General features: G+C 59.7%; 14 protein-coding genes and 1 pseudogene. 12 read left to right on the forward strand and 3 right to left on the reverse strand.

Translation table 11 applies throughout. The features are described from left to right. The first annotated feature begins 120 nt into the window (after positions 1-120). The 6 genes from AC1RQC_RS28005 (at position 121) to AC1RQC_RS28030 (ending at position 8,103) form a co-directional block, all read left to right on the forward strand. Positions 121-1,344, forward strand: a complete 1,224-nt coding sequence (locus tag AC1RQC_RS28005) for an MFS transporter (protein ID WP_492809361.1) — start codon at positions 121-123, stop codon at positions 1,342-1,344. 211 nt (positions 1,345-1,555) lie between these two features. Further along, positions 1,556-2,530, forward strand: coding sequence for a Bug family tripartite tricarboxylate transporter substrate binding protein (locus tag AC1RQC_RS28010; RefSeq protein ID WP_492809362.1), 975 nt, complete (start codon positions 1,556-1,558; stop codon positions 2,528-2,530). Between the two features lie 97 nt (positions 2,531-2,627). Beyond that, positions 2,628-3,965, forward strand: a complete 1,338-nt coding sequence (locus tag AC1RQC_RS28015; protein ID WP_492885212.1) for an FAD-binding oxidoreductase — start codon at positions 2,628-2,630, stop codon at positions 3,963-3,965. Between the two features lie 33 nt (positions 3,966-3,998). Continuing rightward, positions 3,999-4,970, forward strand: coding sequence for a Bug family tripartite tricarboxylate transporter substrate binding protein (locus tag AC1RQC_RS28020; protein ID WP_492809364.1), 972 nt, complete (start codon positions 3,999-4,001; stop codon positions 4,968-4,970). A 35-nt stretch (positions 4,971-5,005) separates the two neighbouring features. Then, complete coding sequence (locus AC1RQC_RS28025; RefSeq protein ID WP_492809365.1) at positions 5,006-6,685, forward strand: thiamine pyrophosphate-dependent enzyme; 1,680 nt, start codon at positions 5,006-5,008, stop codon at positions 6,683-6,685. Next, positions 6,685-8,103 carry an aldehyde dehydrogenase family protein gene (locus tag AC1RQC_RS28030; RefSeq protein WP_492809366.1) on the forward strand — a complete coding sequence of 473 codons (1,419 nt, stop codon included), beginning with the start codon at positions 6,685-6,687 and terminating at the stop codon, positions 8,101-8,103. The genes AC1RQC_RS28025 and AC1RQC_RS28030 overlap by 1 nt, the downstream gene beginning before the upstream one ends. Before the next feature lie 325 nt (positions 8,104-8,428). Here AC1RQC_RS28030 and AC1RQC_RS28035 read toward each other — a convergent pair whose 3' ends face one another. Together AC1RQC_RS28035 and AC1RQC_RS28040 are read right to left on the reverse strand one after the other, a co-directional pair. Then, on the reverse strand, positions 8,429-9,505 hold the full coding sequence (locus AC1RQC_RS28035) for a porin (RefSeq protein WP_492809525.1): 1,077 nt from the start codon (positions 9,503-9,505) through the stop codon (positions 8,429-8,431). A gap of 67 nt (positions 9,506-9,572) precedes the next feature. Further along, on the reverse strand, positions 9,573-10,550 hold the full coding sequence (locus AC1RQC_RS28040; protein ID WP_492809367.1) for a Bug family tripartite tricarboxylate transporter substrate binding protein: 978 nt from the start codon (positions 10,548-10,550) through the stop codon (positions 9,573-9,575). Between the two features lie 863 nt (positions 10,551-11,413). On the opposite strand from AC1RQC_RS28040, the gene AC1RQC_RS28045 reads away from it, so the two are divergent. Beyond that, a complete protein-coding gene (locus AC1RQC_RS28045; protein ID WP_492809368.1) occupies positions 11,414-12,712 on the forward strand; it encodes an MFS transporter in 1,299 nt (432 codons plus the stop codon). 297 nt (positions 12,713-13,009) lie between these two features. Then, a pseudogene (locus AC1RQC_RS28050) lies at positions 13,010-13,648 on the forward strand (IS3 family transposase); the annotation flags it as partial. Between the two features lie 295 nt (positions 13,649-13,943). Here the strand turns inward: AC1RQC_RS28050 and AC1RQC_RS28055 are convergent. Further along, positions 13,944-14,363 (reverse strand): HU family DNA-binding protein, encoded by a 420-nt coding sequence (locus tag AC1RQC_RS28055; protein WP_492809369.1) that lies wholly within the window; start codon positions 14,361-14,363, stop codon positions 13,944-13,946. 1,914 nt (positions 14,364-16,277) lie between these two features. On the opposite strand from AC1RQC_RS28055, the gene AC1RQC_RS28060 reads away from it, so the two are divergent. The 4 genes from AC1RQC_RS28060 (at position 16,278) to AC1RQC_RS28075 (ending at position 21,064) form a co-directional block, all read left to right on the forward strand. Continuing rightward, positions 16,278-17,024 carry a TonB family protein gene (locus AC1RQC_RS28060; RefSeq protein WP_492885214.1) on the forward strand — a complete coding sequence of 249 codons (747 nt, stop codon included), beginning with the start codon at positions 16,278-16,280 and terminating at the stop codon, positions 17,022-17,024. A gap of 2 nt (positions 17,025-17,026) precedes the next feature. After that, complete coding sequence (locus AC1RQC_RS28065; protein WP_492809371.1) at positions 17,027-17,542, forward strand: RNA polymerase sigma factor; 516 nt, start codon at positions 17,027-17,029, stop codon at positions 17,540-17,542. Between the two features lie 112 nt (positions 17,543-17,654). Beyond that, a complete protein-coding gene (locus AC1RQC_RS28070) occupies positions 17,655-18,656 on the forward strand; it encodes a FecR family protein (RefSeq protein WP_492809372.1) in 1,002 nt (333 codons plus the stop codon). A gap of 353 nt (positions 18,657-19,009) precedes the next feature. After that, on the forward strand, positions 19,010-21,064 hold the full coding sequence (locus AC1RQC_RS28075; RefSeq protein WP_492885216.1) for a two-partner secretion domain-containing protein: 2,055 nt from the start codon (positions 19,010-19,012) through the stop codon (positions 21,062-21,064). Positions 21,065-21,560 lie beyond the last annotated feature (496 nt).

A 21,560-nucleotide genomic window follows, 5' to 3' on the forward strand; every position in this document is an offset into this window, starting at 1 on the left:
CGCAATGGCCGTCGCGCAACGGTATGCAACGGTCATAGAAAAGTAGTAGGAATAAAAAAGGTTGACGCACGCCCGCCAGAGGCGCGCGAGCGAAGGCGGGTGACAAGGAGACAAGTTGTGATGAAAATAGCCGTATTTCAATCGGCGCGCCCCATACCTGAGGCGGAGAATCCCTTACGCCGGTATCGCTGGCTGGTTCTCTTCGTGGTTTGGGGTGCCTTCCTAATGAGCTACGTAGACCGAGTGGCATGGAGTTCGGTCGCAGCGCCGGTGGGACATTCCCTTGGCATCTCCGTTGCTCTTCTGGGCGCCTTCGTCACGGCCTTCTACGTTGGGTATGTCATCGCCAACGTGGTCGGCGGCATCCTTACCGATACCTTTGGCGGTCGAGTAACTCTGACCTTCGCACTTATTCCGCTCGGCCTTGCAACCTTCTGTTTTAGCTATACCAGTTCGTTGTCGATGGGAATCGGCATCCAGCTTGCAATGGGCCTCTTCGCCGGGGCGGACTACTCAGCTGGCGTGAAACTCATTAGCGCTTGGTTCGGGAAGGAGAAAGGAAAGGCGATGGGGCTCTACACGACGGCGACTTCGCTTGCTGTGGTTATCGCAAACGCGGCGGTACCCCGCGCGTCCCAGGCCTTTGGCTGGGGAAACGCATTTCGGATTCTCGGCATCATCACCTGTGCGTGGGCCGTTCTAGCGTTCTTGCTGATTCGCAATGCTCCGATTGGGCGCGCGCAGACAAGAGCCTCCGGGCGCGACTTTCTGAGACTTCTTCGTAATCGAGACCTGATTCTTCTCGCGATAGTGGGCTGCTGTGCACTGTGGGGAACCGTCGGTTTTGGTGCATGGGGTAACGCGCTTATGACGCGTGAATATGGCATCTCTCCTGTCACGGCCGGCGCAATTGCAGCATGGTTTGGGCTTGGCGCTGTTATTGCCAAGCCCATCCTCGGCTGGTTGTCGGACGTTCGGAAAGGTGCTCGCCGCTGGCTTTCCATCGCATGCCTCGCTGGATTTGGCGGAATGCTGATGCTCTTTGGGCAAGCATCAACTGTTGCTGAGTTCTATCTCATCGCTCCCGTTCTCGGGGCCACCGCTTTCGGCTACACGCCCCTTCTTGTTGCCCAAGTGACCGAAGTTTCTGGTGAGCAGCTTGCCGGGGCAGCAGCGGGTATGACCAATGCAGTTTGGCAGCTTGGCAGCGCGCTGTCTCCGCTCCTCGTCGGCCAAATCTATGGCGGCTTTCACTCCTTCAGTCTTGCACTAGCAGCACTGGCCGCAGGCCCTTTTATCGGGGCAGCGGTAATGATGCTGACGCCACGTACTGCAAGAACCTAGTTCTCTCCTCGCGCTCACCTAAGCCATAGGTGAGCCTTTTTTTGAGTTCAAGCGACACACGAGCGAGGGCGCGCCGCTCGTGCGACGCCGCGCGCCCTCGTCACGGGAGCGGCGGCGCGTCCACTTTAATGCTGGTGATTCGAATCAGCAGATGCGGTCTCACCATCGGCATTGACGCCGCTGCGTGGTACCCAACAAAAGGAGACTACAAGTGAAGAATCGGCGTATTGCTTTTTGTCTTTTGGGTGCTCTTGCCCTGGTACCGTGGTCAGCTTCCGCGCAGAGCGATTGGTCCCCATCCAAGCCCGTGCGAATGGTCGTTCCGGTTGCGGGCACGACAAATGATGTAATTGCCCGTGAAGTTGCTTCGAAACTCGGGCCGGCGCTTGGGCAACCCGTGGTAGTGGAGAATCGCCCTGGTGCGGGTGGGAATATTGGTGCGGACCTGGTAGCAAAGTCTCCAGCCGACGGCCAAACAATCCTTGTCGGATACAACGGGCCGATAGCCATAAACCGCTCGCTGTTCGACAAAATGCCTTTCGATTCACTGAAGGACTTCGCGCCAATCTCTCTGGCCGTTACAGCGCCTCAATATCTTGTCGTCAGTCCTACGTTGCGCGTCAACTCGGTTCGTGAGCTGGTTGACTACGCCAACAGACATCCTGGCCAGTTGTCCTATGGCTCTATTGGGCCGGGGAGCGCCTCTCATCTCACCATGGAGATGTTCAAGGCTGCAGCGCACGTCGACATGGTGCACGTACCGTACAAAGGGTCCGGCGCAGTTATTACGGACCTTGTCGCTGGGCACATCAAAATTGCATTCCTTGTTCCTGGCAATGTGCAGCAGTTTGTCAAGGATGGTCGCCTGAAAGTGGTTGCGACAAGTGGCTCTCGGCGGTTCCGTAGCGCACCTGAAGTACCGACACTGCAAGAATCGGGTTTCCCGGGCTTTATCGCCACATCTTGGGTTGGCTTCCTTGCGCCAGCAAAAACGCCGAAGGCTGTCATCAGTCGCTATCACGCCGAAATCTCGCGGATTCTCAATACCCCCGAAGTGAAGCAAAAGCTGCAAGAAATGGAGTTCGAAGTCGTTGCGAGCACTCCGGAGCAATTTCGGGAGTGGATTCGAGCGGATGCCGCACGATGGGAAAAGGTCGTACGAGACGCCAAAGTGAAGGTGGAATAGCACTCTTTGTGCAGCGCCGGCTGCGGTGATTGCCTCCGGCGCTCACGATTACGGAATCGCAGCTGACAGGAACGTGCAAGGACAAATAGAGTGAGCTATGACCGATGACATTGACGAAAAATACCTGCACGACTGGTCTGGCACCCGCTACGGGGTACCAGCGGGCTTGGAGCGCCCACGGTCGACCCATGAGCTCGCATCGCTATTGCGCGATGCAAATCAAGCACGAACCCCTTGCGCAATACAGGGGGGAAGGACCGGCGTCTCCGGTGGGGCTTCGCCCTCGAACGGAGAATTGATTCTATCGCTCGAGCGCTTGAACCAGATTGAAGAAATCGATATTGGTTCTGGCATTGCTGTGGTTGGTGCCGGCGTTGTTCTCGAAACGCTTCAGTCGGAGACCGAGAAGCTCGGTTGGACATTTCCGATTGACCTTGCTTCGAGGGGCTCATGTCAGCTGGGAGGAAATGCATCGACGAATGCTGGCGGCTGTCGTGTCATCAAGTACGGGACAACACGGCAATCGGTTCTGGGTCTCGAAGTTGTGCTGGCGAATGGCACAGTACTCAGTCCACCTAACCGTCTGCTGAAGAACAACGCCGGCTATTCCCTGTCTTCGCTCTTCATCGGTAGTGAAGGAACGCTTGGGGTCATCTCTCGGCTTGCGCTGCGTCTTACGCCGGTGCCGCCAGTGCGTCGGACGCTCCTCGTGGCGTTGAGCGAGAACACTGGTGTCAATGAAGTCCTGCGAACAGCAAAGATTGCCCTGCGCGACGCGTTGTCCGCCTTCGAAGTTATGTGGGAAGACTTCATGGAGAGCGCACTGGCAATACGAGCTCGGGGGAGGGAGCTGCCCGCCTCATTCAAGGGCCGACGCGCGGCGCTAGTCGAAGTGGAGGGCACTGACGAGCAATCCGTAGAGGCGATGCTGGAGCGGTTCGTCACGGAGCTGATGGAGTGCGGGTCGGTGGTCGACGCGGTGCTATCGATGTCTGCTCAGGATGCGCACGACCTCTGGGCCATCCGGGATTCTGTGGCGGAGATACAGGCAGGAATGCGTCCCTATGTTGGCTTCGACCTAGGTGTCTCGCCTTCGAAGCACGACGCGGTTGTTAGGACCACGAAGATGGCACTCACCCGCGCACTTCCTCACTGCAGGAGCGTCTTCTTCGGGCACGTTGGTGACGGCAACCTGCACGCCGTCGTTGGACCGTGCGCCAATGCGGACGAGCGCGGCGAAGTCGACCGAATTGTGTATGGCCATTTGCCCGCGCTTGATAGCTCCATCACCGCAGAACACGGCGTAGGTAGAAAGCGTAAGGGCTACCTCTTGCAGTCTCGTATCCAGGAGGACATACGGACGATGAAAGTGCTCAAGACCGCCATGGACCCAAACAACATTCTCAATCCGGGACGCATTTTTGATATGCCGTGACGGGATATACAACTACACATAGGAGACAACCCAATGATTCGCCTCATCAGCCGAGCCGGCCTTGCCGTCCTCTGTTTTACCTTTTGCAAGGTCGTAAGTGCTCAGAGCTATCCAAACAAGCCAATCACGTTGATTGTCCCGTTCCCTCCGGGGGCGTCCGCAGATGGCGTGGCGCGAATTCTTTCCAGGAAGCTATCGGCGTCGTTGGGTAAGCCCGTTGTCGTCGACAACCGTCCGGGTGCAGGCGGCACGGCAGGATTGATGACTTTGGCCCACGCGCCGGCTGATGGGTACACGTTTGGCGTCGGCGCGACAGGTGCTATCGCCGTCAACCATCATCTCCCCGATGCCGCCCCGCTAAATCCGGACAAGCAGTTGCAGCCAGTGGCGAAGATTGCTGACATCCCGTTGGTCTTTGTCGCCAGCCAGAACTCCGGAATCCACACGATTCAGGAACTCGGCAAGGTTGCGCGCGATGGTAGCGGCCTGAGCTATGGGACTGCGGGACAGTTTACTTCCCAGCATCTGGCTGGAGAGTTGTTTTCCTCCACGGCGAACCTGCGCATGACCGCCGTGCCATACCGCGGCAGCACTCCTGCATTGACTGATGTCATTGCAGGACAGATTCCCTTGGGCGTTGTCGACCTCACATCTGCGTATCCGCATATCAAGAGCGGCCGCGTTATTGCCTTGGCCGTAACCGGCGCTACGCGAGCGAAAGCGGCACCTGACATCCCGACCGTGGCTGAGCGTGGATATGAGGGTTACGTAGCGAGCGCCTGGCTGGGGATATTTGCGCCGGTGGGTACCTCGGCAGAGATTGTGCAGAAGGTGTCTGGCGAAGTCAGAACTGCGCTTGCTGACCCGGCGGTTGTCAAGGAAATGGCGTTGCTCGCCGCCGAGCCGGCTTACCAGGATTCTGCAGATTTCAAGCGTTATGTGAACGCGGAATCGAAGAAATGGGCTGGCGTCGTGGCTGGTATCGGCAAGGGAAAAACAAAGTAGTTTGCAGTGAACCCATTTCAGTGGAGAAAATCGACATGCAACAAGTAAGCACCGGTGGTGAGCTTCTCGCCGAAGGCCTAATCAGGAACGAGGTCAAAGACCTCTTCTTCATTCCTGGCATCCAGCTCGACTGGGCGGTAGAAGCGCTGCGCAAGCGCAAGAACGAGATGAACCTCTTCATACCGCGTCATGAGCAAACCACGACCTATATGGCGGACGGTTACTACCGTGCCACGGGCAAGGTAGGTACCGCGATGGTCGTCCCCGGCCCCGGTGCGCTGAATGCGGGTGCAGGCCTGGCAACAGCCTATGCCTCCAATTCCAAAGTCGTCTTCATTACGCCGCAAATTCACTCGAGTGGCGTCGGCAAGGGTTACGGCCTTCTGCACGAAATCAAAGACCAGACAGGGTTCGTCAAGGGGCTGACGAAGTGGCACACGTTTGTGGATTCCCCGGAATCCATTAGCGGAGCACTGGATGCAGCTTATCAACAGGTGAACTCGGGACGACCGCGGCCTGTGGGTATCGAGGTTCCGCATAACTATCTGCAGGCGAAGGTTGAGTGTGCCGGCGAAGTCTCGCTGCGGGCTGTGCCCGAGCGTGCGCCGTTGCCGCAAGAGGAATTGGTCGACCTGGCTGCGGAAATGATTAACAATGCGCGACTGCCCGTCCTCTACGTTGGTGGTGGAATCTTTACTTCCAACGCCACGGAAAAGCTGAAGGAAGTGGCAGAAAAGATTGGGGCCCCCGTCGTAATGAGCGACAACGGCCGCGGGGCACTGTCGGACCATCATACGCTGGCGATGAACTCCCTTGCTGGCCGCGCTGTTTTCCAGCATGCCGACGTGGTCGTTGTCATCGGCAGCCGCTTTGCCGACGTGCTGGTGCCGGCCGCCTCTTGGCCAAAAGGCGCGACGAAGTTCATCCACATCAATATTGACGCGGCGGACATGACGCCGCCTCGCACTCCAGATGTGGCCATCGTCGCAGATGCTGCCGAGACACTCCAGCACCTGAAGGACCGGCTGGCGAAGCGTTCGGCTCTGTCGGAGGCCCAGTGTCTCGCCGTCAAAGAATGGGCCCAGAGCCAAATCGACAAGATTCAACCTCAGGCTGCGTACGTCAAGGCAATGCGCGATGCATTGCCTGAGGACGGAATCTTCGTGAACGAGCTGACTCAAGTCGGCTATCTTTCCCGAATCGCGTTTCCGGTCTACAGTCCGCGAACTTATATCGGACCCGGCTATCAGGGGACGTTGGGCTACGGCTTCCCCGTTGGTCTCGGTGCGGCGGTCGGCGGCCAAGGCAAGCGTGTGCTTTCTATCACCGGCGACGGCGGCTTCGGCTGGAACATGCAGGAGCTTGCTACAGCTCGCCGCTATAACCTCCCGATTACGCTGGTCATCTTCAACGATGGCCACTACGGCAACGTGCGTGCCATCCAGAAGCGCGAATTCGGTGCGGAGGTTGCCGTGGATTTGTGCAACCCTGATTTCCAGCTTCTCGCGAAGGCATTTGGCATTCCATCCGTCCAAGTCGATTCTCCTGAGGGGCTCGGCGCCGCCATCAAAGAATCGGCGCAAGGTAGCGGTCCTGTCGTCGTTGAAGTGAAGATTGGTGAAGTACCGAGCCCTTGGCACCTGTTGCGCCTGCAGCCGATGGCCGGAATGGCGGGCCAGGCGGCGCCGGCGAACCCGCTTGATGGGGCCTTCTGATGCTGTACGACAGGTTCTATTCGCGAGGAGAATTCCAGTATTGCACCGGGCCAACGCAATTCCCTGTCTATAACCCCACTACCGAGACGCAGGAGTCCGTTGTCAAGACGTGCTCCGACGAGGATTTGGAAGCGGCAATTGCGAGTGCGATGGCCGGTTTCGGAGCGTGGAGTTGCTCCTCGATTGAAGAGCGGCACCGCGTCTTGGTGAACCTCGAAGAGGGGCTAGCACAGCGAGCGACTAGGATTGCTGACAGTCTCGCTAGGGAAATCGGTTGCCCGGTCTGGCTGGGCGCGTTGATGCAAGTACCAATGGCGCTCAAGGGGATTCAATTTGCCAGGGAGGGCCTCTTCGAGCTGAAGTGGACGGAGAAAATTGGTAATGGCTTGGTCGAGAGGGTCCCTGTAGGTGTCATCGCTGCAATTACACCTTGGAATTTCCCTCTCCACCAAATCGTTGCCAAAGTGGTGCCGGCAATCGCGGCCGGCTGTTCCGTTGTGCTCAAGCCCAGCGAACTAGCCCCAGGCGCCGCGCAACTGTTCATGGAAGCAGTACACGAATCGGGGCTCCCCTCGGGTGTTGTCAACATGGTGTGGGGCGGTCCAGAGCTTGGAGAACAACTTGTTTCCCACCCCGCCATCCAACAGGTTAGCTTCACGGGAAGTACCGCGGTCGGCAAGAAAATCATGACGGCCGCTGCTAAGCAACTCAAGCGCACCACGCTAGAACTTGGCGGCAAGTCCGCCGCCGTCGTCCTGCCTGATGCGGATTTGGACACGGCGCTCCCCGTTGTATTGCGCATGAGTTCCGTCAATTCCGGTCAGGCATGCGTGAGCCAATCGCGCCTGTTGGTGCCGGAATCGCTGCTTTCCGAAGTGGAGGCCAAATTGACAAGCCTGGTTGCCACGTGGCCATTGGGAGACCCACTCGACCCTGCAACACGCCTTGGACCAGTTGCAAATGCTCGCCAACACGAACGCGTGACCACAATGGTTGAGGCTGCGTTGTCGCAAGGGGCGCGCTTGTTGACAGGTGGGCCAGGACGGCCGGAGGGGAAGGAGAGAGGCTGGTTTTGCCCCATCACGATTCTGTCGGATGTTCAGCCTGATATGGAAATCGCTCAGGAAGAGGTCTTCGGTCCAGTGCTGGTGATTCTCCGGTACAAGTCTGAGGCAGAGGCAATCGCGCTGGCCAATGGCACGAAGTACGGCTTGTCTGGCGCAGTCTGGGCGGGTAGCCCAGAGACAGCGACTTCCTTTGCGCGGAACTTGAAGACTGGTCAGGTAATCATCAATGGGGCCGCCCAGAATCTGGCGACCCCCTTCGGCGGTTGGGGTGAATCTGGTGCGGGGCGCGAGAATGGCCGTTTCGGCATAGAGGAGTGCCTGTCATACCGTTCTTTACACGGCGCACACTAGGTTTCAGGACGGCACCGGTAGCTACCTTGGCCCCGCGCGTTAGCATGTGTGGGGCCGTTTTGTTATGCAGTGACACTCAGCGACGTATAACGCTTCATCTTGCTGCCCTCGCCAGAGGCCACAAAGAGGGTCGCCGAAAACTGTTGCCGCCAAGTCTAGGACCATCTGGTAGTCAGGGAGCCGCTGATGCTTCGCAGATGAAAAGAGACCGCGTCTCCGTGTATGAGGTACGCGGTCTCAAGGGCAGCACCATTCGAGCCGAAACCCGTAAGTCTAACTAAGCGCCTACGTCCAGCGCAGTGTCGGCGAGGCCTGTGGCGGGCATTTAGAAGATATGACGCACGCCCCCAGCGATGCCGAGCTGATTGCTTTTTCCGGGAAGTTCGGTCGTAGCGCCACCAGATACCTTGTTGAAGTCAACGGTCCCATAAATCTGGGTTCGCTTCGACAGAGAGTACTCCAACAGTGCGACAGCCGTATAGCGCTTACCGCTGTTGTCGGCGATACCGTTCTTGTTCCCAATGCTATCGAAGTAGAACGCCCCTGTTAGCGCCAACGCTGGGGTGGCCCTGTAAGTAACACCAGCGTACCCAATGCGGTCTTCTCGCGGGTTGGCGACAGCGGCACTCGTTGACACAACGATATTGCGTGAGGATGCGTTCATGTAGTTGTTGTCAATCGCTCCTGTGCGGTCCTTTCCTCCGATGTACCCCAGGAAGAGCTTCGCACTGCCGACGGAGTACTTGGTGCCGAGGCTCCACATCTGCTGACGATTGCCGCTGGAATCCCGGAATTCCTGGTAGAGAGCGCCAACGCCGACCGAGCCAAAGTCATAGGTGGTACGACCGCCCCAATATTGATTGGAAGTCAGGCTCCCGGGCGTCTCGCCAAAGCCGTAGCTCGCGCCCACCCCTAGCGCGCCAAACTTCGCGTCATAACTGGCAACGTTGTTGCTACGGATACGGGTGAGGAAAAACGGCCAGGAATTCAGGTTGTAGTTGCCGATGGTCAGTGGGTCATACTCAACGAAGAAGTTGAACCCTTCGGTATTCTGCCGACCCAGCTTAAGCGTTCCAACGGAACTTGAAAGGCCGACAAAAGCCTTGCGTCCAAACAGACTGCCGTTTTGGTTTGCCGTGCCTGTGTCAGGGTCGAAGCCGTTTTCGAGCTGAAACAGGGCCTTCAGGCCGCCCCCTAGGTCTTCAGTTCCGCGAAGACCCCAGCGGCTGTTCGTGATTGCACCGTTGGTCAGCTCCAGTTTGCCGTTGTTAGCTGCATTGGCGTTCGTCGTGTACCTGACGCTCTGGTCCACGATGCCATAGAGCGTGACGTTCGACTGAGCGAAGGCGGCAGCAGGAATCAAGGCGAGTTGGGACGCAAGAATGAGGGCAGCATTACATATATTTCGCTTCATGGCTCGTGTCTATTGATGTCTTTGTAGTAGGAGGTGTTGAGGTAGTGAGGTCAGCTCATTCCGGCTTGAAGCCGGAGGCCCTCAGCACGGGAGCCCATTGCGCGAGGTCGTCGGCTTGGGTCTTGCGGAACGCCGAACTGGACTGGTACGCGGCCTGAATCATCTGGGAGTTAAGTTTCTCGACAAGTGCAGGGTCAGCCATCACCTTGCCCGCGGCACGGTCGATTTGGTCGACAATGCTCGACGGCACTTTTGAGGAGACATACAGTCCGGTCCAGCCTTCGAGATTGACGCCCTTAACGCCTTGTTCGCCAAGCGACGGAATATCGGAGGCCAGCCCATATCGGGTGCTTGTCAGCGTCGCCAGAATGCGAATCTTTCCACCCCGATGATGAGGAATCTGGTCGACGATGGTGTCGATGCCTGCGGCAACGTGTCCGCCAGCAAGGTCATTGACTAGCGGCGCCCCTCCTTTGTATGCGACATGGACCCACGCTATGCCCATCGCCTTGCCGAGTACAAGGCCAGAGAAGTGACCGAAGCCGCCAGCACCGGAGCTGCCATAGGTCGCCTCGTTCGGATGGTCCTTCATCCAAGTCCTGAGGTCTGCCAAGCTCTTGACTGCCGAGCTCCCCGGGACGGCGATGGTGAACGGGTAGGAAATAAGCCGGGAGACGGGTGTGAAATCCTCGCTCACCCTGTAGGTCAGGGAGTCAGCGTAAATGAGCGATTGCAGTGTCGTCAACGCGTTGGGCGCGACAAGAATTACGCTTCCGTCGTTTGGCGCTGCCTTGAGGTACGCGGCTCCAATTCGGCCGCCCGCGCCAGGTCTGTTCTCGACTATCACTGTTGTCTTGAGCAGCTTCTGCAGAGGCTCTGCGATAGAGCGTGCAACGTAGTCAACGCTTCCACCTGGAGGATATCCAACGACGAGGCGAACGACTGGGGGAAGCTTTTCTTCGGCTGCGACCGAGAAGCTCAGCAGACAAAGGGCTGCCACCGCTGAGATACTTGAAATGCGCTTTATAGCCATAATCACCGTTACTCCGTAGTCAATAGAGGATTCAGACTGCGGCGTTAGTGTGTGTTGGGCTAGAAGGCATCACCATGCGTCGATGGTAATCGCGATTGCAATCCTCAATCAAATCGATCTGTCGTTGCAGCGACGGTAAGCCGCGCCACTCAAAAAATGCACCCGGCTCGTGCATGGCGCTCGCAAAGCATGCTGCTTGGCATTAATTTAGTGCGCATATAGATTAGACCGTAGTCACGATGTTATAAGCAATCTATACGTGAAAAATAATTATAGTAAGAAGTAATCTGCGTCGGTAGCGGAATTCTATGAAATCTTTGACACGAGAGAAGCGCGCGGTTCGTGCTGCGCTACATGATGAGGCGCCGAAAGCGGGTCGGTGAATCGCGCCTGGAGGGAGCTGAGCGCCACGGGTGCCACGTGTCTCAAGATAGGAATTCGCATTCGAATTGCGTGTGGCAACACACCAACACTAGGGGATACTTCCAATTTCCAACCGACGGGACACGAACATGGCGGTTAGCAATTCGACAACGTCGTTGTCAAGCCGGGGGCAGAGGTGACGGCGTACACACCGGTCCGCGAAGCATCCACCTGGTTAAGTTTCCATGCAAAGTGAGGGGTCGGCCAGCCGTCGCTCGAGCACGATTGCCTAAGGTAATCGCGATTTCTTTCATGCGGTATGAATATGAGGACCGGCGTAACAAACTTGTGTGGCGCCACAACGCAATTTCGGTGCCCCGGAAGGGAAGCCACGCGATGGTCAATATCATCGACGTATTCCAATTCACAGCGTGCTGGAAACGCGCGCGCGGGGCAGCTGGTCCCTAACGAAACATTCATGAGCTGAAGAAATGAGAAGTATGGAAGGTAGAGCAAAGGTGGAGGTCAAGCCATGGAAGCTCATTCTGGCGGCGACTATTGGTAATGCCCTTGAGTGGTACGACTTTATCGTTTACGGATTTCTCGCGGCCACGCTGAGTCGCCTATTCTTCCCGGAGAGTGAACCAAAGGCGGCGCTTCTTCTGGGTACCCTGAGCATTGGCATCGGCTTCATTGCGCGGCCCCTGGGGGCCGTCGTATTAGGCGTCTATGCCGACAAGGTGGGTCGCAAGCCCGCGATGACGCTGGTTATCCTGCTGATGTTCATTTCGACGGCGATGATTGCCTTTGCGCCAACGTATCCCCAGGTTGGAATCTGGGCCACGGTACTTATCGCCTGTGCCAGGTTGTTGCAAGGCTTTTCGGCAGGCGGTGAGTTCGGGAGCGCCACGTCTTACCTTATCGAGTTCGCCCCAGCTAACCGGAAAGGCTTCTATGGAAGCTGGCAAATGTTCGCGCAAGCATCCGGCGCGCTGCTCTCCACGCTCGTTGGCGCGCTGCTGTTTGAGGTCTATACCCAGACGGAGATTGACAACTGGGCGTGGCGACTTCCGTTCCTGCTTGGGTTGCTCATAGGGCCTGTGGGACTCTACATTCGCCGCCATCTGGACGAGCCAACTGAATTCTCCGCCGCAAAGCGTGAGTCGGTGGGATTCAGCGTGTTGTGGCGTTCGTACTCCCCGCAGCTGATTGCCGGCACCGCTGTAAGTGCTGCCATCAATGTGATGTCCTACGTGATCGTGACATACCTTCCTCTCTATGCTAAGCAGTCGCTTGGAATGAAGGAAGGCGATGCATTCGTAGTGCTTCTCGTGGCTGTCGCACTCCGGATGGCGTTGATTCCGGTGTTTGGCATCATGTCCGACAGGGTAGGGCGTAGGGCGGTTCTCATCACTTCGCTGTTGGCGTTCTCGGCCACTATCTATCCAGCCTACAGTTATGTCATTGCACATCCAAGCGTTACGGCATTGCTGTTTGTCGAATGCTGGTTTGCTGTGTTGATTGCGGCAGCGTACGCGCCGTGTCCGACGTACTTGTCGGAGCTTTTTCCGGTCAAGGTCCGGGCAACGGGCCTATCGATCGCCTATAATATCGCCGCGACGGTGTTTGGAGGTTTTTCAATTTTCGTCGTTATGTACATTCATCAACAGACCGGCAGCCAACTGGCGCCCGCGCACTATGCCGTTGCGTTCTTTGTTCTGGCGCTTGTTGCTGTGTTATTTGTCGGTGCCACAGAGGCAGAGAGTGAGATAGCGGGGGCGAGCGGCCAAACATCATAGCGGCCACTTGTGGCGTCGGGTCTCAATCTCTGAGCATCGAAGCATTGCGCAGGCGAAGTGCAATTGGCTTCCGTGAGCTCCACGCCGCTGCTTCCTGTCGGCCCGACCGCGAAGTGCTCGTAACTCAGATGTGATGCGTAGAAGGGAGTGCTTTGAAGTGTGTACTGGGCTAGGTCTTTCCGGAGTCAACCTGCGCTTGCCCCCGTGAAACGAATCCCTTGCTGAGTGTGTAAACTCGAACAAGGGGAGAAGCGATGACGGTTAAAAAATCGGGCGCAGTACACGCTCGAATTCAAACTGGAAGCGGTGCGATTGGTGAAGAGGGGTCAAAGCCAAGCGACGGTGTCGGCGACGCTGTGTGGTACAGCGGACCCTTCACAACTGGGTCAAAGCGGACCGGGAAGGCAAACTGGTCGGGGCTGGGTCGAAGCCGGTCTGTCCAGAACAGATGGAACTGGCGAGGTTGAGTGTGGAGGTGGCTCGCTTGAAGATGGAGCGCGATATTTTAAAAAAGCGACTTGGCGAAGGAGTCGATTTGAAGTGCGCGGTCATTGACCGGAACCGACACCACTGGCCAGTCGCAGTCCTGTGTGAAGCGCTGGAAATCAGCCCGAGTGGATATCGGCAGTGCAGCGGCGGCGACAAGGCGCCCAGAGCTTGTATTAGCAACGATGCTCTGTTTGCACACATCAAGGCGATTTACGCGCAGGTCAACGGCGAATACGGCTGGCCGCGCGTGTGGATGGAACTCGCCGCCGTGTGCGCGTAGGCACGGAGCGTGTTCGCAAGCTGATGGCGCAGCATAGCATCCGTGCGAAGCACAAGCGCAAGTACATCGCGACGACGAACTCGAATCACAATCTGCCGGTAGCGCCGAACCTGCCGGAGCGCAACTTCGCGGCAACGGCACCGAACCAAGTCTGGACGAGCGACATTATCGAACGAGACCAGGCGCATTGCCGTGGCGGTGACGATCCACAGCATGTCGGTGGCATTCTGCCAATAGTCCAGATAGGCTCGATCGGAAGATCCGCTGATGGGAAACGGCACTCGTTACGCAGTTCGTGCATGTTTGCTTCCTGCCGCTACTGCGACGCTCCAATGATGGCGGCTTCCGCGGCGATACGGCAGTCGGAGTTGCGGGAAAGCGGCTCGCGGCGATGGGTCGGCGTGGATTCGTTCAGCGCCGCCGAGGGACCATGCCAAGGCATCCGGCGGCGCTACGTGTAGCTTAAAGCGCGGCGTCCTTGAGCTTCTTCAGCGGGCGAACCTTTACCTTGACGGTTGCCGGCTTGGCTGCGAACCACTGATCTTCGCCGGTGAACGGGTTCTTGCCGAAGCGCTTTTTAGTCGCCGGGACCTGGGTGGCCACGACCTTGAGCAGGCCGGGGAGGGTGAACTCGCCCGCGCCCTTCTTGTGCACGGCGCTCAGGACCGTGTTCTCCAGATGAGTCAATACGGTCTTCACGGTCTTGGCATCCAGCTCGGTCTTTGCGACCAGGTGGGCAAGCAGGCTGGATTTGTTGAATTTCTCCGCCAGTGGCTTGGCGACTGGCGCGGCGGCCGCTGCGGCGGCGGTTTTCTTGGCCGGTGCTACCTTCTTGGCCACAGGCGTGGCGCTCTTCGCGACAGGTTTTGCTTTGGTTGCCATATGGATGGGTGCTCGTTGTCTGTTAAGTGAGGCGCCAGCATGCCGACGGCATTGGCGCAGCGTGAAGGATAGCAAAGTCCTTGCAAGCTGTGACCCACTGTCGCATTTCCAACACTTCTGCAGGTTCGATCACGCGCTGGCGGCTATTCGATCATGGCAGCGATTCGGTCGCAGGTCCTTAAACTCACCAAGCCCAGCGGTTTGCTGACATCCTTGCTCGAGCGTCCCGCATGCAGCCGGCTACCGGCTGAATGGACTACGCAGGATCCGCGAGGCATGTAGGCCGCTTCGGACTCATTAGCCTTAAGCGCTGCGCACACGATTCTGCCGAGGCTGGCCTCCGTGATCGGCGTGCCACTGGTCAGCGAGAACACCAGATTCACGGAGAAGGGCGGGAGACACGGCATTCGAGCCATGCCGAAAGGATGGGCACGTCGAACGAGTCCAGATGCGTATGCGGGTGACACGCGTGCCATGCGCAGGATCACGCAGATCGGGCGGCGCGGCCACGGGCTGCAGGTCGGTCACCTGCGCAGCAGCTAGGCCCTCTGCTACCGTGACGCCAGTGCCGAAAAGGAAGCCGACGATGGCCGTGCTGCGGAGCGTTGCGAGATTGTCGCCGGCGTGCGGCTGCCGATGGGCCTGCAGCTGGGCATCTGCGTCTTCCGGGATGAAAGATCGGCGGGGGATCGTCTTGTGACCATTCTCCATGGCGCTCCAGATTCTCGGCAGGGTCGCTGTGTCGCACACTGATGGCCACCAACTTGCTGCACAGCATGTCGAGCAGTTTCAACTTTCGCATGCGGGTGGCGGAGGTGTAGTTGGCCTTTGGTTCCAGTCAGAAGGCACCGATGTGGCCCGAGCCGAAGGTGCGAGGGTCGCGTCGATCGCGATGCTGTCATTGCGAAAAGGACAGAGCCAATCTGACGCAACTCCCAAATCCAATCGGCTATTTTGTTTTCAGAGTAACCAGGCATAACCACCCATATCTGGTGACTTATCTCAGATAAGAATCCATATTTGGAGGATTACGGACGACCGCAATCTTGACGAAGCGAGCCGGTGCACAGGTGGCCAATTCGCGATCCGATGCGCCCACGCTTCGATGCACGAGAAGGAACGAGACTTGCCTCCTCCCTATTCAGTCGAGTATCTATCTTGGGCCGACGGACGATGTCTCTCGCGTCGGCGCCTTCCTCCATTGGAGGAGCCGACAAGGTGCGGCGCGCGGCCCCGGGCGCTGGAAGATGGTACTGAGAGGACCCAAGGCCTCCCGTATTTGACTGGGTGCACGTGGCTCGCGCCGCGGAAGATCTACCAAGCGATTCACCGCCAGAACATGTTGGGTGTTTGCGGGAGCGCTGTCGAAGCGTGAGAACTGAAATGGCGGTCACCTTGCCTATGTCCTCCAAGCTCTAGCGGGAATGGACTTGACAATGCTGGTCGTCCCAAAGGATCACGTGCCTCCTCTTGAGCGCGCCGTATTTCATGCTGCGCGTGAGTCTCAGGCGTACGAAGTGGCGGCCCAGGGATCCGGAATGGGACTTCAAATTCCGCCAGCCATCGTAAACGGGCGAGCAGATCCGATTGAGGAGCTTTGGTGATGGCACCCGATGCCCCGGGCTATGCAATGGAGTGTGCCTGCCAGGCATACGTGAGCCGGCATAGGAAGGCCGTACGTGGCCGCCGGGTGCGATTGGGGCCAATCCTGCAAGCGCTGCGCTATTCAATGTCTTGGGTCGGACAAAGGGCAGGTGGGGGCCAGAGCTTGCGAGGGCCGTACCAGGAGCGCGGGACTCACGCATGGCTGATCGCACGTCACGAACTTGTCACTTCGTATGCGTATTCTCCAACTTATTCCGACGATTTATGCTGTAGAAATCACCTGAAGTTCAAGCGATCGCGCAATAGAAGATGACAGGCAACCCGGCATCGGTCAGTGTGCTTGCGCTGGCGGGATGCCTGATCGGTTTGGGCGCTCTGACCGCGATGGAATCGGCGCGCGCGCAGTCGACCGTGTCGTCGGGTACACGGCCTACGGTGCCTGTCGCCGGGGAGAGCACAAAGCTCTTCGATTTCGATATTCCGGTGCAGCCCCTCGATGCAGCGCTGAACCGATATGCCGATGTCACCGGGCACCCGGCTCTCTTTCCCAGCGATATTGTTGAGGGGCGCATGTCGTCGGCAGTGCGGGGCCGCTATTCTGCCGAAGCATCGATGCGCCTTCTGCTGGATGGCACGGGGCTGGTTGCCGACAAGCGCAATTCGGGCCTGGGCCAGACCTTCGTGCTTAAGAAGGCGGACGAAAAGGCCGGCGGGCAACGGGGCGGCATGGCTGCCCTGTTCAGCGCGCAGGGCTACGCTGGACTGGCGCAGGCGCGCATCTGGCAGGCTTTGTGTTCCAATACGCGAACCGCGCCGGGCAGTTACAGCGCGTTGTTGCGCTTCCATTTGGACGCGGACGGCAGCATCCAGGGGGCGCGCCTGCTTGGCTCTAGCGGCGACGCTCGCCGTGATTCCGCATTGCTGGATACCTTGCGACGTGTGCATATCGAGCGGTCTGCGCCGCCGGCAATCGCGCATCAGCCCCTGACTATGGTGATTCGACCGACCGATCCGGCAGCCGGGCCGCAATGCGGCCAGGATATTAGCGAGTTCTGACCATGTCCGAAGACTCACAACTCATGCTGCTGGACTATCTGGGCAAGAGCTACGGTAATCTCAAGGCACGCCTGACCAGGCTGCTTGGCAATGACGACGCGGCCGGCGATGCGCTACATGACACCTGGTTGCGTCTGAAGGGAAAGGAGAACTACGGTCCGATCCAGAATCCGGGCGCCTACCTGCTGCGCATGGCGGTCAACGCAGCGGTGGACGTCCAGCGCAGGCAGAGCCGTTCGTTGTCGGGCGACGAGGTTGACGGGCTGTTGGAAGAGATGGCCGACCCGGCTCCCAACCCTGCGGAAGTCGCCGAGGCTCGCTCCGACCTGGATGCGCTGATGAGGCTGCTGGATCGCATGCCGGAGCGTCGCCGGGCGTTGGCGTTGCTGGTGCATTCAGAGGGCGTCACCCAGAAGGAAGCTGCCCAGCGTTTGGGTGTGTCTCTACGGACGGTGGAATATGAACTGAAGCGCATTCACGAATCCCTGGATGCGTGCATGACTGTCGGGAAGAAATAATGCGGGTTTTACGTACCGCCATTCGTCATCAATTATGAGAACAGAAGAAATAGGGAACCCTGCCCGCAGACTGCGCTACGGGTGCCGCTAAAGTCTGGACGTCGGACATGACATGACGAAGACATCGACGCACATGGAAGGCCACACTGTGTCGCTTGCCGAACTGGAAGCGCAGGCGTGGAGCTGGCTGCGCCTGCTGACCTCGGGCGATGCGAAGGCCTTGGACGCCCAGAGATTCCGTCGCTGGGTGCAGGCCAGCCCGGCGCACCAGGCGGCCTATAGCACGGTCAAGCTCCGCTGGGACGCGATCGAGGCGCCAGCCCGAGAACTGCAACGGCTCAAACCGGAAGCGGCCGTGTTGCACAAACGCGTTCCAGGCGCACCTCAATGGAGCCGCCGGGCTTTCCTGGGTGCGGCCGCGAGTGCGGCTGCTGCTGGCGGCGTCGCCGTGGTGTACCCACCGCTCGGCCTGTGGCCAGCGCTGGCGGAATGGGATGCCGACGACCAGACACGCGCGGGCGAGCAGCGTACGCTCATGCTGGCTGCCAGCGTGAGCGTCACGCTCAATACGCGGACCAGCGTGCGCCGTCAGATGAATGGTGGGGAAACGGTCGGGCTGGACCTGATCAATGGCGAGGCTGCCGTTGACCTGAATGGTGCGGGGCGCGTCTTTGCGGTGGCCGCTGGTGCCGGGAACAGTCTGGCCGAATCTGGGCAGTTCGAGGTAAGGAATCTGGACGGCAGGGTTTGCGTGACGTGCATCGAAGGGTCAGTGCGCGTGGAGCATCCCACCGGCAGCCGGACGCTGAAAGCCGGGCAGCAGACGATCTATGACGCTAAGGCGCTCAGTGGGGTGGGCAATGTCAACCTGGCGGATGTGTCGGCGTGGCGCAATGGCTTGCTCGTGTTCAACCAGACTAGGCTGTCCGACGTGCTGGAAGAGATCAATCGCTATCGGCCGGGCCGGGTGCTGCTGGTGAACGACAGCGTGCGCAACAAGCCGGTCAGCGGGCGTTTCGTCATCGCCTCGCTGGACGTGGCGCTGTGGCAGTTGCAGGAGGTGTTTGGGCTCAATGCCCGCGTCCTGCCGGGTGGGCTGCTGGTGTTGAGCTGAGGTCGGTTTTACGACGCAGAGACTTTCCGCCTGATTGTGCAATGTGCCCAGGCAACGTGTCGCGCGTTGCCTGTGTGCGGGGTGCCGGGACCGATCCCGAAGAAATCCGATCCGAAAAAAGTTTGCGGTTTTTGAGTGACGCTGTTCGTCCCTTAGACAGGGGGGCGTTTTGTCGCCGGCGCGAGTCGGTGGGCATGTGATGGCCCCAATGGACGTGAGCTACCCGACGCGAGGCGGGCAGGCGATTGGCATCGACTCAAACTTTCGGGCAGGAATTTCACATGAGCACAGGCGGACACAGAGGCGCGACGACGGCACCATCGCCGGGAATGCAAGAGGGACGGGCGTTCCGCATGGCACCGATCGCCGTGGCGCTGGTAGCCAGCGGGCTCGTCGCCGATGTGCATGCGCAGCAGGCTTTCAGCGGTGCCTGGTTCGCGGCCAAGGGCGCCGCGCAAAGCACGGCGGCGCAGACCGGCAGGCTACCCAACGGGACGCTGGCCTCGTCGTTGACCGGCCCGCAGGGACAGCAAGAACAGGCCAACGCGCAATTGCAGCGCTCCATCGCCAACCTCGGCGCGGCGGCGCAGGCCATCGCCGCCCAGCAGTCTGCGCAAGCCGCAGCCCGGCTGGCCGCCCTCAATGAGGCTTCGGTTCCGGATGGTCTCGCCGACGGCGGCCTCAAGGTCGACAGCAACAGCCTGACCGCCAGTTGGCTCAACGCCAAGGCCCCGGTGCAGACCGTCGCGGATGGCAGGACCACGGTGGCCATCCAGCAAACGGCCGACAAGGCGATCCTGAGCTGGGAGACCTTCAACGTCGGCAAAAGCACCACGGTGGCCTTCGCGCAGCAAAAGGACTGGGCTGTGCTCAACCGGGTCAACGACCCGCAGGCGCGGCCCAGCCAGATCCAGGGGCAGATCCAGGGCGACGGCACGGTGATGGTCGTCAACCGTAACGGCATCATCTTCAACGGCAGCAGCCAGGTCGACACCCGCAACCTGGTGGCCGCCGCAGCCAATATCAGCAACGACCAGTTCCAGAAGAACGGCATCTATGGACCCAACGCAACCACGCCGAGCTTTACCGACGCGCTGGGCAAGGTGCAGGTGCAGGCGGGGGCGCGGATTTCGGCGCGTGAGCCGTCGCGCGTCACCGATGGCGGTGGCTACGTTATGCTGCTGGGCAGCGAAGTGAACAACGCCGGCGCGATCACCACACACCGGGGCCAGACCCAGTTGGCCGCCGGCGACAGCTTCATCATCCGCAAGGGCGCGGGGACCGAGGGCAACACCGCCTCGACCACGCGCGGCAATGAAATCGCACCGCAGTTCGCCGCCGATAGCACGGCCGGCAAGGTGGGCAACACCGGCTTGATCCTGGCCCGCGAAGGCGACATCACGCTGGCCGGGCGCGAGGTGCGGCAAGACGGCGTGGCCGTGGCCAGCACCACCGTGAACGCGCGCGGCACGATCCACCTGCTGAACTCGGCCAGCGATAAGCAGGGCAAGGTCACGCTGGGCCAGGGTGCCACCACCGCGATCCTGATCGAGGACGACGGCATGGCCCGTGCCTTGGACAGCCAGCGCGATGCGCTGATCAAGGATTCGGCGGATCAGGACAAGATACGTGCCCAGATGGCCGCCGGCGCCTTCGATAATCTCGCGCGCCTGCCCGATCGGCGCGACCAGTCGCGCATCGAGATCGTTTCAGGCGGCGACGTACTCCTCGACGGTAATTCGCTGACGCTCGCCACCGGTGGCCAGATCGCGGTCAGCGCGGCCAGGCGCAGCTTCGTGGCGGACAGGGCCCAGCTCGATGTCTCCGGCGCGGTGGGTGTGAGCCTGGCGATGGAAGCGAACAACGTCAAGATCAACGTGCAGGGCAACGAGCAGCGCGATGCGCCGGGTAACCGCGACAGCGGCAACCTGCTCAACGCGAACGTCTGGATCGACCGTCGCAGGTTGACCTACGTGCCTGCCGGCACCGGGGGATACGCGGGCGAGCGTTGGTACACGGCGGGCGGCCTGCTGGAAGTCGGGGGGTATCTGAACAACCAGGGCCACGGCATCGGGGAGTGGGCCGCGCAAGGCGGCACCATCGTGTTGGGCGGCAAGGAGGTCGTCACCCAGGCCGGCTCCAGCGTGAACCTGTCTGGCGGAAGCCTGAACGTGCAGACCGGGTACCTGAACCAGACCTGGCTCAAAGGCAGCGACGGGCGGCTGTACAACGTCAACAGTGCGCCGGCGGACATCGTGTTCACCGGCGTGTACAAGGGTTTCGAGAGCGAGCATGCGCGCTGGGGCAAGAATACGACGGAGTATTACTACACACCGCTGATCGCCGCCGCAGCGGCTGCTGGAGAACGGCTATACGGTGGGCCGGGATGCGGGCCAGCTGATCGTTAGCGCGCCGACGGCGGTGCTCGAAGGCGACATCGTCGCCACCGTCTTCAATGGCGCGCAGCAGACGCGTGCCGCCTCGGCCGGCGTGACGGATGCTTACAAGCAGAGCCAGAGCGCGGTGGCCCGCGCGGGCAGCCTGGCGCTGGGGCAGTATGGCGCGTTGGGGCGCACCAATGCATTCAGCAGCGATGTGAAGATTGGCAATATCGACAGCATCACGTCGAATATGGCGGTGACCGATGCGCTGGAAGCGACACGATTGAGTACGGTGTGGCTGGACGCAGCTCGTCTCAACGGGCAACAGCTCGGCGGGCTGGACCTCGCAACCCGCGGCCAGGTCGCGGTAGATGCCCCGCTCGTCCTCGCCAATGGCGGACGGCTCTCAATCACCTCTCCCGTCACCAGCATCAATGCGGATATCACCGCGCGTGGCGGCCAGGTGGCCGTCGGCAACCTCTTCCAGGCCAGTAGCCCCGAAGTACTGCTGACGCCGGACGGC

The sequence above is a fragment of the Cupriavidus sp. GW822-FHT03E04 genome, assembly GCF_058801495.1.